Below are 13,307 nucleotides of genomic sequence, written 5' to 3' on the forward strand. Positions count from 1 at the left end.
TAGTGCGGATTACCCGTGTGAAAGTAGGTAATCGTCAGGCTCCCCACCACCGTCAGATACCCCACCCCGCAAAGGTGGGGTTTCTGCGTTTACGGCCCGCGGGAACAGCGTCTCGGAAACGGCACGCGCCCGACGCGCCAGGCGCCGCACGCCCGATCGCCGCATCGCTCATCCTGCTCACCGCTTACCGCCAGTACGCAGCGCCCCCGCATACCCCGTCAGTTCCAGATACGCGCGCCCGACGTCGGCGCCCGCGCGGCTCACCCGTGCCGCGCCTTCCCAGTACACCGCCCCCCGTCGACTGACGCGAGTCGAGCTCCTGATCGTCCATCAGCGGATCGAGCTTCCAGGTCAGCGGGCCGGCCCTGACCGTCATCGCGACCGGATACGCGGTGTTCGTGCGCGGTGAGCGCCACGTGCGCCGCGGTGTGAACTCGACGTCACTCGGCCCGAAGGCGGTGACGCGTCCGTTAGGATCCCGCAATGCTGCGTGCGCCCACATTGCACGGCCGTCGCGGCTACGCACCTTGAAGGCCATTAAAGCCGAACCGTCGAACAGATTAGCGCCCAGCCAGTCCCATCCCACCGCGTCCGCGTCGAGCAAGGTACTCGACCATTCATGATCCAGCCACGCACTGCCCGTCACCGCAGTGACGCGTGGTGATGTTCCGCTTCCCTCAGCAGGCCGTACCACGCTACCGGATACGCGTAGTTGCGGCTCGCTGTAGTAGTAGCTCGCCTGTTCCGGCCGAGGGCCTTTGCGGGAGTAGCCGCGCTCGCCGTGAATCAACGGCGCTTGCGTGGGCGCGAGCGTGAGATGCAAGGCAAAATCGCCGGCATCGACGGTGACGTCGTAGCGGCCATCGGCGGCACGGACCATTTTCCATGCGTCCAGTTTCACATCGGTGTTAGCCGGCTTCGCGTAGGCAAGTCCGAACCCCTCCCGGCTAATCCGCTGATCGTGTATGAGATGACCGATTGCAGGATCGCTCAGCGCGGCATGCGCAATGATCAATTGCGAAGGAGCGAAAGCACTTGGATCCGCGGCATCGTGGCCCGTTGCAGAGCGAAAAAACGTGATCTGGAAACCGAGCGGCAGACCGTCCGGCGTCGCGAGCCAGCCAGTCGCGTACCACCATTCGGTGCGAAAGCGGGCGTGAGCGCCCGTATCCAGCGGCAACACAATCGGATGGTCTTTCGTCACCGCAGAAAAATCCGGCGGTGTACCCGCCGCAGGTGAGATGGCAAGCGCAGTAGCCAACAGCCCAGCAGAAATCCGCAGACATACGCGGCGAAACCGCGCAATGACGACGGCAATGCGAACCGCCACGCGTCGCATTGGCACGAGAACACATGTCGACAAGCGCAACCCCGCTCGCATCACCAGTCCTCCTTGACCGCGCGCACAGCATCGACGGAAACGGCGCCACGCCCGGCGACCACGGCCGTCGTGCAGGACGACGCCAGCATCACCGCCGCAACAGTGCCAAGAATAGCCCACGGAACGTGCAGCGACATGGTCCAATGAAACGACTGAGGATTGACCACAAATACAAGAATCAGACTAATTGCGAACCCGAGGACGAAGCCCACCGCGATGCCGCACGCCGTGAGCATGCCGCCCTCGAATGCGAGTATCGCGAGGATTTGCGAGCGCGTCACACCGACGTGCCGCAGCATCCCGAACTCGCGAGCCCGTGCAAGCGTCTGCGCGGAAAATGTCGCCGCCACGCCGAATAAGCCGATCACAATCGCGACCGCTTCCAGGAGATAAGTCACCGCGAAGCTCCGGTCGAAGATCACGAGCGTGCGCGCGCGAATGTCGCCTGGCTGCGAAATCTCCAGTGCCGCGTTGAAGGGCAGTGCACGGAGCCCCGCAATCACGCGTTCCACGCTCACGTCTCGGGCGACGCTCACAGCGACATCGGTCGCGCTCATGTCGGCGGTGAGGCGGCGATAGTCGGCGAGCCGCATCTGGATCGCACCGCTTTGCCGCACATAGTCACGCCATACGCCGGCGACGACGAACACTTGCCCGCGTACGCCAAGCGGCAGTCGCACCCGCTGTCCGAGCGTATAGCCGTATAGATCGACCATTGCTTCGGACACCCAAACAGCCACCTCGCCGTCATGCAATTCCCGAGGGGGCAGCAATGGCCCGGTCATTTGCAGATTCGCACCAGGATCGGCCGCCTCGATCTCGCGGGCAAGTAGCGCGATGTCGGGGCGCGCCGGGTCGAGCGTGATACGCGAGATGCGCGCGAATGCCGCCTTTGCAATGCCCGGCACGGCGGCAAGCCGGTGCTGCTGATCGAGGCTCAGGCCGCCGGTGTCGCCGTTTTGCGCGACGCGCACATACACATCGGCCGATAGCAGATGAACCAGCCAGTCCTCGACGGATACACGGAAGCTCGCCACCATGATCGCCATCGCCACGATCAGCGCGAAACTCGACAGCACGCCGCCCATTGCAATCGACGCGTGACCCGGGGCATTCGCGAGACGCGCGAGCGCGAGCGTAGCCACCGCGCCGCTGCGCACTCGCGCTGCACGGGCACGGCTTGCAACACCGAATACGGCTGCGGTGATGCGCGGCATCAGTGCAATTCCGCCGATCAGCAGCAGTGCAACGGCGGCGTAACCGGCAATGGGCGCGTCGAACAATGGCGGTGCTTGCGTCAGGACTGCGCCGCTCACAAGGCATAGCAACGCAGGCCACGGCGTTGCGAGCCGCGCGAGCGCGCCTTCTTCGGCGCCCGCCTTGAGCGCTGCCGCCGGTCGCGCGTGTGCCGCTTCGAGTGCTGGCGCGAGGCTGCCGAGCACAGCCACCGCGACGCCGAGCGCCAGAAACACGGCGCTTGCGAGCGGCTCAAAGTGGACTTGAGGTTGCACGCCGGGAAAATAGCCACCGCCAAGATCGCTGCCGAAGAAGTGCAAGGCGCCTGCTGCGAGCGCGTAACCCAACGCGAGACCGCCAAGCGAACCGAGTAAGCCGAGCAGCGCGCCCTCCAGCAGAATCTGTCGCAACAGCCGGCCGCGTGTGAGTCCCAGCACGCGCAGCATCGCGAATTGCGCGCGGCGCCGCACCACGCTCAGCGCCTGCGTCGAAAATACGAGGAACGCGCCGGTGAAAAGCGCCACCAGCGCAAGCACGTCCATATTGATTCGATAGGCACGCGAGAGCCTGTCAGTGCGGCTGTCGACATCACGCGCTTCGGCGATCACCCATTGATCGCCCAGTTGATTCTGCAAATCGCGCCTGAAGCGCTCACGGTCGACGCCGCGTTGGAGTTGCAGGTCCACGCGCGAAAGCTTGCCTGCCATGCCGAACTTCCATTGAACGGCGGCGATATCCATGATCCCGAGTCGTTGACCCGGGCGCGTTCTCGCGATGCCGCCGGCCACGCGCAACTGCACGACAGACGTGCCGTTGCGCAGCGTGATCTTATCGCCCGCTTTGACGCCTAGCCATTGCCGTGCGGCGGTGGAAAGAAAAATCGTGTCGGACGCGAGCGCATCGAAAGGCCGCTCGGGCGACGGCACGCCGGTCAGGTCCGGCGCAATGCGGCTCGCCCGGAATACGTCGATGCCGAGCACCGGCAAAGTGGCGTTATGGTCAGGCACGCTGACGTCCAGCGCGAGAACCGGACTCGCGAGCGCGACGCCCGCGGTTGTGGCGAGGCGCGGGTAAACCGACTCCTCGACGAAAGCTCGAGCGCCGCGTACTTGCAGATCCGCCTGGCCGGAGAGGCTGCGCGCGGCGGCGGAAAATTCGTTGAAGGCCGCGCTGTTGATCAGTTGCACCGCATAGCCGAGCGCCACGCCTAGCGCGATCGTTGCAAGCGCAACGAGTGCGCGGCCGCGTTGACTGCGCCATTCGGCGCCAAGCAGCCAGCGCGTAAGCGTCGCATGCCCGTGCGTGCGCGCTGGGCGGCGCCGGTCAGCGGGCGTCATCGGTTGATCGGGTGGGTGGCTGCATGCCGTCTCGCGCGCGTGAAAACACCGGCGTTTTCAATGCGGGCGCAGGATGCAAGCCGCCTCCGCTGAGAATGAGCACGCGGTCGGCAACGGCCGCAGCGGCCTCGGAGTGGGTGACCATCATCGTGGCCGCACCGGTCGCCTTGCTTTGGGCGCGAAACAGCGTGAGCACGCCATGCGCGGTATCGGGGTCCAGATTGCCCGTCGGCTCGTCGGCGAGAATCAAGGCGGGGCGATGCACGAGGGCTCGCGCGATGGCAACGCGTTGCAGTTCGCCGCCCGACAGTTGGCGCGGGAAATCGTCGCCGCGGCCTTCGAGTCCCACGGACGCGAGCATCTCGCGCGCGGCGGCAACCGGCAATTCATTGAGGAGCAAAGGCAACGCGACATTCTGCGCAAGCGTCAGATGAGGCAGCACGTGAAAGGCCTGAAACACGAAGCCGAGCTTGTGCCGGCGCAAACGCGTTGCCGCATTGTCGTCCAGACGCGAGACCGCAGCGCCGCCAATCATCACTTCTCCGCTGTCCGCCCGGTCGAGACCGGCAATCAGGTTGAGCAGCGTCGATTTGCCGACGCCGGAGTCGCCCATGATCGCCACGAATTCTCCGGGCGCGAGCGCAAAGTCGAGATCCGCCAGCACGATGCGGCCGGCGCCGTATGCCTTGTTGAGTCCCCGGCACTCGAGCGCGGGAACGACACCTTCGTCAAGAAACGGCATGCATGGTCCGCAAGATGTGGCCGAAGGACCGCGTTTCACTTCTCTGAAGCGCGCAGCTTTCGGCCCGTTGAGCGCTGAGTATATTCGGCTTCTGTAAGGTGCGTCGGGGCACCGCGCCGCCGCGCGGGCGGCCGCTCCCGGCGCGCGGTTGCTGCGAGCGGGACCGTGAATGGACTCTTGGCCGCCGGCAAAAATATTTCTGACCGGTTCAGAAAAGGGCGACAGCGGCCGCGCAACAAGATCCCACAAAGCTGTATCCGCGACCCAGCCGTATGCCGCGCATGCCAATGCGGGACAAACCCAGACAGATCTTCTCCCGAACCGTCCGCAAAAGACGGCTTTTTGCTGCAATTGCACGGTGCCGCTGCGGGCAATTCGCTCATTGTGCGGATGCACATTTTTACTCATTCCGCAAGGGGCAGAGTTCGCCAGAGCGCATTGACCAGCCGTTCCGCGCAATGCTGCGATGCAAAATTATTCTTATCTTGGTAATCTCCCACCCTTGCCGTTCGACTGCGGGTAAACGTGAACTCCGGCAATCGCGTGTTCACATTCCCGCTCCATTTAAAGCCTACATATTCGTTTCAATGCTTTCTAAATGGAAAGCGTTGGAGCGGCGTTTTGTACCTCAAGCTCCCGACAGCGCCTATGCAATTGCCTCTCCTCAGTCTTCTCATCTGGATTCCAATCGTCGCCGGCCTCGTGGTATTGCGCGCCGGCTCGGACGCCTCACGCGGTCGGACGCGATGGCTCGCCTTGATCGGCGCGGTCGCGGGCTTCGTGCCGGTCATTCCGCTCGTGGCGAATTTCCGCAACGACGTGACGTCGATGCAGTTCGTCGAAAACATCAGGTGGTCGCCGACGTTCGACATTGCGTGGCACGTGGGCGTCGACGGCATTTCGCTCTGGCTCGTCGCACTGACCGCGCTGACGACGATCATCATCGTGATCGCTTCGTGGGAGTCGATCACCGAGCGAACCGCGCAGTACTTTGGCGCGTTTCTAATGTTGTCGGGTTTCATGCAAGGCGTCTTCACTTCGCTCGACGGCATGATGTTCTTCGTCTCGTTCGAGGCCACGTTGATTCCGCTTTACCTGCTGATAGGCACATGGGGGCAATCCAACCGTTCCTACGCCGCGGTGAAGTTCTTCTTCGTATCGTTTCTCGGCTCGCTGATGATGCTGATGTCGATGCTGTATCTCTACAGCCAGACGCATAGCTTCGACCTTGCGTTGTGGCGCGAAACGCGACTCGGCACGATGCCACAAGTTTTGATCTTTCTCGGCTTTCTCGCGGCATTTGGCGTGAAAGTGCCGATGTGGCCGCTGCATACGTGGTTGCCCGACGTACACCTCGACGGACCCACCGGTGCGGCAGTGATGATCGGCATGCTGAAGCTCGGCGGCTACGGTCTGCTGCGCTTCGCATTGCCGATCGCGCCGCAGGCAAGCCACTTTTTCGCACCGATGATGATCACGCTCTCGCTTGTCGCCGTCGTCTACGCGAGCCTGCTCGCGCTCGTGCAGACCGACATGCGCCGCCTGCTTGCCTACTCGACGGTGGCGCACATGGGGCTCGTCACGCTGGGGCTTTTCGTGTTCAACCGTATCGGCCAGGCCGGGGCGGTTGTGCAGATGCTGTCGTATGGTGTGGTGTCGGGCGCCATGCTGTTGTGCACGGGCATGCTCTACGATCGCACGAGAACTGCAGCTATTGACGGATACGGTGGCGTGGCGAACACCATGCCGCGTTTCGCCGCATTCGTGATGTTGTTCTCGATGGCCAATATCGGTTTGCCCGGCACCTCCGGTTTTGTCGGCGAGTTCATGGTGTTGATGGGCACGATCCGCTTCAACTTCTGGATCGGCGCGATAGCGGCCTCGACGCTGATTCTGAGCGCAGCCTATACGTTGTGGATGTATAAGCGCGTGGTTTTCGGCGCGATTGCGAATGCGCGAGTCGCCGCGTTGAAGGACCTGGGCAAGCGCGAGCTCGTGCTGCTGGGCGCGATGGCGTTGCTCGTGCTCGCAATCGGAGTCGATCCCAAGCCTTTTACCGATGCGATCGATCCGTCCGTGGGGACGCTGCTCGCGCAATCGGAGCGTTCCACCCGTCCTGCGGAGTCGGCGCCCGTCGAGGGCAGTCAGCATCTGCAAGCGGCGGCGCCCGCGGCGGCAGCTGCGACTGCGCACACGCCGGGGTGAGGGCGGTCTGCCAACGTGATGCTGCTTCGCGCCCGGTGAAAGCGCGAGCATAATGGCCGCGCATGCCCAACGCCGCGCGAAGCGCGCTTTTCAAGCAGTCACGCAAAGGAGAGCCTATGAGTCAGCAAAAGCCTGTCGAGTACGCTGCAGCGTCGCAGGAAGTGAAAGCAGTCTACGACGACATCAAGGAGACGCGCCAGGTCGACGACGTCAACAACTTCTGGAAGTACATCGCGCAGCATCCGCCGACTCTCGCCCGCACGTGGGACAGCCTGAAGGAAGTCATGGTGCCGGGCGCACTCGATCCGCTGGTGAACGAGTTGTTGTACGTTGCCGTGAGTGTGACGAACAACTGCGGCTATTGCGTCGCGAGCCACACGGCCGCCGCTCGCCGTGCAGGCATGACCGACGACATGTTCGGCGAGCTGCTTGCGATAGTTGGCATGGCTAACGAAACCAACCGCCTCGCGGTAGGCTATCGGGTCCCGATCGACGCAGCGTTCGAATAGCCGGCCTCAAGCCGCGCGCCGCCAGGCGGACAACACACGGGGCAGGTCCTCCATGTCCCTGAACACCTGAACCACGCCGACCGCACGCAATGCGTCGGCGCTGCTGTGCCCCAGTTCATTCGGACAATAGCCGAACACCGTCGCGCCCGCGGCGACCCCGGCCTTCGCGCCCGTCACCGTGTCTTCCACGACGGCGCAGCGCGCCGGCTCGACGTTCAGCGCCGCTGCCGCCGCCAGATACACATCCGGAAACGGCTTGCTGCGCGGCATTTCGTGGCCGCTAAAGATGCGCCCTTCGAAGCACTCCAGAATGCCTGCCTTGTTCAATTGCAGTTCGACCTTGATGCGGTCCGCGCCGGACGCGACAGCAATGCGCCCATTCAAGCCGTCGTGAAGCGAGCGTACCGCGGTAACGGCACCCGGAATGGCGGTCAATTCTTTGTCGAGCGCTGCATTGCGGCGCTCGCGGAATTGCATCAACCAGTCCGTCGTGATCGCAACGCCCGTGCGTGCTTTGATCAACGGTGCTTCGTCTCTCACCGCCTTGCCGACGAAAATCCGCATGGTTTCCTCAACGCTCAATTGCCAGCCCAGCTCGCCGAGCATCTCGGTGAGCACGCGGTTGGTAATCGGTTCTGAGTCGACGAGTACGCCGTCGCAGTCGAAGAGCACGGCGTCGAAGGGAAAATCGGCCATCGGGCAGGGTACGGAAAGAGTCGCGGAACCGGCAAGGATACCTCAAGGGACCGCGGCAGTCCCGGCAAGCTGCGCCCATCGACGCATTCGGCGATCAGGAATTAAGGGCACGCATATTACGTCCGCTGCCGACTGGCAATGCAATCGCGTAACCGTTTCTGACGCTGCTGCGGCGGCGCCCCGGCGGCGGATAGCTCGCACACGCCGTGCGGCACGACGAATGCTGCTTCAGGCGAACGTATTTACCAGAGCGCGCGGCCTTGAGGCTGGCGCGCCGCGACCCGTCACCTATCGAGGACTTTGCCATGACAGTGAAGCTCAAACCGATCGCCCAGCAGGTCGTCGTCATTACCGGTGCAACGAGCGGCATTGGTCTTGCGACCGCACGCCTTGCCGCGAGCAGAGGCGCGCGCCTGATGCTGATTGCGCGCGACGAGGAGGCGCTCGAAACACTCGCCACGCAGCTGCGGGACCAGGGCGCGCTCGTCGAATATGCCGTCGCCGACGTGGGCAATGCCGCGCAGCTGCAGGCAGCGGCGGATCAGGCCATCGCACGTTTTGGCGGATTCGACACGTGGGTCAACAACGCGGGCGCGTCGATCTTCGGACGTTGCGCGGATGTGCCCATCGACGAGCAGAAGGCGTTGTTCGAGACGAACTTCTGGGGTGTCGTGCAAGGGTCGATGATTGCGCTTGCGCATCTCAAGCAGCAGGGCGGTGCGCTCATCAATCTCGGCAGCGAGCTGTCCGATATCGCCTTGCCGTTGCAGGCCGCTTACGTCGCGTCGAAGCATGCCGTGAAGGGTTACACCGACGCGTTGCGCATGGAATTGATCGAAGAGCGTGCGCCGGTCTCGGTCACGCTGATCAAACCGTCGGGCATTCATACACAGTTCGTCGAGCACGCGCGCAATCATCTCGACGTGCAGCCCAAGCTGCCGCCGCCGGTCTATGCACCGGACATTGTCGCGAAGGCCATCCTGCATGCGGCGAGCACGCCGGTTCGCGATCTCTATGTGGGCGGTGCATCGGCAGCCATGGTGACGTTCGCGCGTCGGGCGCCGAGTCTGTATGACCGCGTGATGAGCCGCTTCGGCATATCTTCGCAACGCACGAATGAGCCGCCGCGCACGCCCGCCGGCAATCCTGGCGCCGATGGCGCATTGCGCGAGCGTTCGGGGCAAAAGCGCCGGGTGCTGGAGTCCAGTCTCTACACGCAGGCGTCGATGCATCCGCGGCAGACTGCGTTGCTCGCTGCCGGCGCCGCGGCGGTGTGGATGCTCGCGCGTTATGTGAAGTCATCGCATGCGGGGCGCGTGTGAGCGGCGTGCCGCGTTCTGCGGTTCATATAGCGGGAAAAAGGGCGCGCCGCGCATGCACAAAAGCAGTGCTGACACACCGCTGATGCAGCGAGGGCGCAACCCTTCGTGGTCCGATGCAATCCGGCAGCAGGTCCGCTAACCTGGCGAACTGCTTAGCCTCCTCCGCCGTTGGGCGTTGCCACGGTCAGCTTGTTGGACACCGATTTCACGCCGGCTACGCTCTTCGCCGCGTCCTCGGCCAGGGGAATCTGTGCGGCGTCAGGCACTGTTCCTGTCAACGTGACTGCGCCGCCGCGAGCCCGAACATATACGTTCGACACGTCGAAGCCTTGAGTCTTCGAGAGCGCTTTACGCACGTCGAGACCGAGCTTGCGGTCCGCTTTTTTCACCGTTTTTGTGCGCGAAGTCGTGGACGCGGTCGTGCCGGAGTCCGTCGCGTCGCTCGATTGCGCATACGCACTCGACACCGTCGCGAGACACAATGCAATGCCGAGCGCCTTCAAAAGATTGACTGTTTTCACGTTTCTCCATCCTTGAAAAGTTAATGTCGTTCGTTGCATGCAAGAAACCTCACGCCTGCCCGGCGCGCTTAAACAATAGTCCAGCACGCGCACTCATGCTGGAAAAACTGGCTCTCGCAAGCACTCATCCGCTTGAGCGCAAGCCGATCCGTTCAGGCTTGCTAATTGCACCGGCCGGGTCGCCGTGCATGAGCGTCAATCGGTCTGCATAAACGGTCTTTGCGGGCGGGCAGCAGTACGCGATTCGCGGTTTCGCATTAAGCTCTGAGCGCGAGCCGTGCGTGGCATCGCGCGGTATCCGCTGCAGTGAACGATGCGTTGCAAACAACCTGAATGCGATTGCCAACTTAAGAGGAGTCAGCCATGAAGCGCATTGCCATCAAACAGATCATGCTCGGCCTTGCAGCATCGACGCTGCTAGCGGGAGGCGTGCCGCTTGCCGCCGCACAAACCACGACCGACACTGACGCGCAAACTGCTCAACCCGGCGCGACGGGCACGGCCAAGCCGACCAAAGCCGAACGCAAAGCGGCACGCAAGCAGGCTCGGGCGAAAAAGAACGCGGAGTTAAAGAAGCTCGAAGATGCCGGCTACCAGCCCTCGCGCAACGACCCTAACTATCCGAACGACCTTCAAAAGGCGCAGAAGAAGGCCGGCATCGGCACGGGCGCGAGCCAGTAGGATTAACCCCTAATCGTCGGAGCCGTGCCGCGCGAGAATCGTGCTGCACGGCGCAAACCAATCACCGGATACAAAGCGCCGCTACGATCCGTTCACGCGCGGTGGATGGCGCCGCCGTTTTGTCCGGCTTGTGGCGGAGCCCAATAACCACGCGGCTTTGCATACCGTGCGCAATCGGACAGATGACGGTCGCGGCAACCGGGCAGCCGACTTGCCGGTGCGTTGTTGCAGCGCGGAATGCCAGCCTCGTCTTCTCACGCCCCTTTTGCGGCGTGAAACCCTTCATTTGCCTTGGAACGACATCGCCGGAAGCCCCACGCCATATCGCCGAAACCCTTGCCCAGCAAGGATCCGAGCGGGACACAACAGTGCGCGTGCGACATGGGTGTCGTATTTCCACATGTGGTTGTCGCAAATAGTCGGCTAGGCGTACTTTTTTCTGGCAACTATGTATGCACAGCGCGGACGGCGTCCGCCACGCAGCTTTGCATAAGATCGGAGCAGGTGCTTTGCGTGAACTCAGGTCGACAGCTTTGCATGGGACCGGAGTAAGCGCTTCGCACTAACTCGGGTCGACAAAGGAGAGCATTTCAATGAATTCCCCCAAGGTCGTGGTTGAAGGGCTGTGCAAGGTGTTCGGCACTAACCCGAAACAGGCGCTCGGCATGCTCGCAGGAGGCGCTACGAAAGAAGAGGTATTCGCGCGCACCGGCCAGATCGTCGGCGTTCACAACGTTTCCTTCGAAGTCAAGGAAGGCGAGATCTTCGTGCTGATGGGCCTCTCCGGCTCGGGCAAGTCGACACTGATTCGCCTCATCAACCGGCTGGTGGAACCGTCGGCAGGCAAGGTGCTGATCGACGGGCGCGACGTGGCCAGCGTGCCGCGCTCCGAATTGACGGCGCTGCGCCGCAAGGACATGAGCATGGTGTTCCAGTCCTTCGCGCTGATGCCGCAACGCACGGTGCTGTCCAACGCGGCCTTCGGGCTCGAGGTAGCGGGCGTGGGCCGCAAGGAGCGCGAGGCGCGCGCGATGACCGTGCTCGAGCAGGTCGGCCTCGCGCCCTTCGCGCAAAAGCTTCCCGCGCAGCTGTCGGGCGGCATGCAGCAGCGCGTGGGCCTCGCGCGGGCGCTGGCGGTCAACCCCTCGCTCATGATCATGGACGAAGCGTTCTCCGCGCTCGATCCGCTCAAGCGCAAGGAAATGCAGAACGTGTTGCTGGATCTGCAACGCGAGCAGCAGCGCACCATCCTGTTCGTGTCGCACGATCTCGAAGAGGCCATGCGCATCGGTACACGTATCGCGATCATGGAAGGCGGCAAGGTGGTGCAGATCGGCACCCCGCAGGAGATCATCACCAACCCCGCCGACGATTACGTCCGCGCGTTCTTCGAAGGCATCGACACGAGCCGCTATCTGACGGCGGGCGATCTGATGCAGACCGATGCCGTGCCGCTCATGCATTCGCACTCGCCGCAGATCGATGCCTCGAGCGTGGCGGCGACGCTGAACGGCAGCGCCGAATACGCGTTCGTGCTCGACGGCGAGCGCAAGTTTCGCGGTTTCGTGTGCCGCGACGAAGCGGGCAATGCGTCGCCGAAACTGAATTACGTCGAGTGCATCCGACGCACCACGCCGCTCGACGATGTGGTCCAACGCGTGGTCGCGAGCCGCGCTCCCTTGCCGGTCGTCGAAGCGGACGGCTCCTACTGTGGTTCGGTCAACAAGACGAACGTGCTGCACGTTCTCACGCGCCATCGAGGTTCCCATGTCTGAAATCATTCCACTTGGCGCCTGGGTCGATCACGGCGTCCACTATCTCCTGGACCACGACGCAAAGACTTTCGATTCCATCGGCAAGATGATCGAGAGTTTCGCGGCGGTCGTCGAGCACAGTCTGCAAGCGGTGCCGATGTGGGCGCTGATGGCATTTTTCGTCGGCATCGGCTTGTGGCGGGTGGGTTGGCGGTTCGCGCTTTTCACCTTGCTCGCCATGTTGCTCATCTACGGCACAGGCTTCTGGGATCAGATGGTGATCACGCTCGGCCTCACGCTCTCGTCCACCTTCATCAGCCTCGTGCTCGGCGTGCCGCTCGGTATCTGGACCGCGAAGAGCCGCACCGTCGAAATGATGGTGCGCCCGGTGCTCGATCTGATGCAGACCATGCCTGCATTCGTCTATCTGATTCCGGCCGCCATGCTGTTCGGTCTTGGCCGCGTGCCCGGCATTCTGTCCACCGTGATCTTCGCGATGCCGCCTGCGGTGCGTCTCACTTCGCTCGGTATCAAGCATGTGAACCGCGAAATTGTCGAAGCAGGGCAGGCGTTCGGCTGCACGCCGTGGCAACTGCTGTACAAGGTGCAGTTTCCGAATGCACTGCCGTCGATCATGACCGGTGTCAACCAGACCATCATGATGGCCTTGTCGATGGTGATCATCGCGTCGATGGTGGGCGCAGGCGGTCTCGGCAACGACGTGCTCGCCAGCATTCAGCGCCTCGACATCGGGCTCGGCTTCGAGAGCGGATTGTCGGTGGTGATGCTCGCGATCATTCTGGACCGCATCACCGAGAGTTTTGGCCGCTCGCCGGGCATGGCACGTGCGCCGCTGTTCTCGGGGTTGCGCAATCTCATGAAGGTGCGCCGCGCGCCGGCGGCGCAGCACAGCTGAGCCGCCC

10 protein-coding genes and 1 pseudogene are annotated in these 13,307 nt (G+C 63.1%); 6 read left to right on the top strand and 5 right to left on the bottom strand.

Going from position 1 to position 13,307, the window contains the following annotated elements; all coding sequences use genetic code 11:
• Positions 1–177 precede the first annotated feature (177 nt).
• From HV711_RS24060 to HV711_RS24070, 3 genes and pseudogenes are all read right to left on the bottom strand, one after another.
• Positions 178–1,381, bottom strand: a pseudogene (locus tag HV711_RS24060) (lipocalin-like domain-containing protein).
• Positions 1,381–3,954 (bottom strand): FtsX-like permease family protein, encoded by a 2,574-nt coding sequence (locus tag HV711_RS24065; RefSeq protein ID WP_035480989.1) that lies wholly within the window; start codon positions 3,952–3,954, stop codon positions 1,381–1,383. Before HV711_RS24065 ends, HV711_RS24060 begins: the two are co-directional and overlap by 1 nt.
• Positions 3,941–4,696, bottom strand: a complete 756-nt coding sequence (locus tag HV711_RS24070; RefSeq protein ID WP_035480991.1) for an ABC transporter ATP-binding protein — start codon at positions 4,694–4,696, stop codon at positions 3,941–3,943. The genes HV711_RS24065 and HV711_RS24070 overlap by 14 nt, the downstream gene beginning before the upstream one ends.
• A gap of 648 nt (positions 4,697–5,344) precedes the next feature.
• On the opposite strand from HV711_RS24070, the gene HV711_RS24075 reads away from it, so the two are divergent.
• Positions 5,345–6,901 carry an NADH-quinone oxidoreductase subunit M gene (locus HV711_RS24075; protein ID WP_035480994.1) on the top strand — a complete coding sequence of 519 codons (1,557 nt, stop codon included), beginning with the start codon at positions 5,345–5,347 and terminating at the stop codon, positions 6,899–6,901.
• Between the two features lie 116 nt (positions 6,902–7,017).
• Positions 7,018–7,410 carry a carboxymuconolactone decarboxylase family protein gene (locus HV711_RS24080; protein ID WP_035480996.1) on the top strand — a complete coding sequence of 131 codons (393 nt, stop codon included), beginning with the start codon at positions 7,018–7,020 and terminating at the stop codon, positions 7,408–7,410.
• A 6-nt stretch (positions 7,411–7,416) separates the two neighbouring features.
• Here the strand turns inward: HV711_RS24080 and HV711_RS24085 are convergent, their stop codons facing one another.
• Complete coding sequence (locus HV711_RS24085; RefSeq protein ID WP_035480998.1) at positions 7,417–8,106, bottom strand: HAD family hydrolase; 690 nt, start codon at positions 8,104–8,106, stop codon at positions 7,417–7,419.
• 305 nt (positions 8,107–8,411) lie between these two features.
• On the opposite strand from HV711_RS24085, the gene HV711_RS24090 reads away from it, so the two are divergent.
• Positions 8,412–9,428: an SDR family oxidoreductase gene (locus HV711_RS24090; protein ID WP_035481000.1), complete on the top strand. Its 1,017-nt coding sequence runs from the start codon at positions 8,412–8,414 to the stop codon at positions 9,426–9,428.
• A gap of 152 nt (positions 9,429–9,580) precedes the next feature.
• On the opposite strand, the gene HV711_RS24095 is transcribed toward HV711_RS24090, so the two are convergent.
• Positions 9,581–9,949, bottom strand: a complete 369-nt coding sequence (locus HV711_RS24095) for a BON domain-containing protein (RefSeq protein ID WP_028360060.1) — start codon at positions 9,947–9,949, stop codon at positions 9,581–9,583.
• A 363-nt stretch (positions 9,950–10,312) separates the two neighbouring features.
• Here HV711_RS24095 and HV711_RS24100 point away from each other — a divergent pair, with 363 nt between their 5' ends.
• The 3 genes from HV711_RS24100 (at position 10,313) to choW (ending at position 13,300) form a co-directional block, all read left to right on the top strand.
• Positions 10,313–10,630 (top strand): DUF4148 domain-containing protein, encoded by a 318-nt coding sequence (locus HV711_RS24100; protein WP_013592266.1) that lies wholly within the window; start codon positions 10,313–10,315, stop codon positions 10,628–10,630.
• A 593-nt stretch (positions 10,631–11,223) separates the two neighbouring features.
• Positions 11,224–12,405 (top strand): quaternary amine ABC transporter ATP-binding protein, encoded by a 1,182-nt coding sequence (locus HV711_RS24105; protein ID WP_013592267.1) that lies wholly within the window; start codon positions 11,224–11,226, stop codon positions 12,403–12,405.
• Positions 12,398–13,300 carry a choline ABC transporter permease subunit gene (gene choW, locus HV711_RS24110; protein ID WP_013592268.1) on the top strand — a complete coding sequence of 301 codons (903 nt, stop codon included), beginning with the start codon at positions 12,398–12,400 and terminating at the stop codon, positions 13,298–13,300. The genes HV711_RS24105 and choW overlap by 8 nt, the downstream gene beginning before the upstream one ends.
• Positions 13,301–13,307 lie beyond the last annotated feature (7 nt).

The organism is Paraburkholderia phenoliruptrix (genome assembly GCF_902859825.1).
Lineage (GTDB): Bacteria > Pseudomonadota > Gammaproteobacteria > Burkholderiales > Burkholderiaceae > Paraburkholderia > Paraburkholderia phenoliruptrix.

Bases quoted from the DNA above. Each gene is read 5' to 3' on its own strand.
- HV711_RS24065 (WP_035480989.1), bottom strand. From the start codon at position 3,954: ATGACGCCCGCTGACCGGCGCCGCCCAGCGCGCACGCACGGGCATGCG.
- HV711_RS24080 (WP_035480996.1), top strand. From the start codon at position 7,018: ATGAGTCAGCAAAAGCCTGTCGAGTACGCTGCAGCGTCGCAGGAAGTG.
- HV711_RS24105 (WP_013592267.1), top strand. From the start codon at position 11,224: ATGAATTCCCCCAAGGTCGTGGTTGAAGGGCTGTGCAAGGTGTTCGGC.
- HV711_RS24100 (WP_013592266.1), top strand. From the start codon at position 10,313: ATGAAGCGCATTGCCATCAAACAGATCATGCTCGGCCTTGCAGCATCG.
- HV711_RS24085 (WP_035480998.1), bottom strand. From the start codon at position 8,106: ATGGCCGATTTTCCCTTCGACGCCGTGCTCTTCGACTGCGACGGCGTA.
- HV711_RS24070 (WP_035480991.1), bottom strand. From the start codon at position 4,696: ATGCCGTTTCTTGACGAAGGTGTCGTTCCCGCGCTCGAGTGCCGGGGA.
- HV711_RS24075 (WP_035480994.1), top strand. From the start codon at position 5,345: ATGCAATTGCCTCTCCTCAGTCTTCTCATCTGGATTCCAATCGTCGCC.
- HV711_RS24090 (WP_035481000.1), top strand. From the start codon at position 8,412: ATGACAGTGAAGCTCAAACCGATCGCCCAGCAGGTCGTCGTCATTACC.
- choW (WP_013592268.1), top strand. From the start codon at position 12,398: ATGTCTGAAATCATTCCACTTGGCGCCTGGGTCGATCACGGCGTCCAC.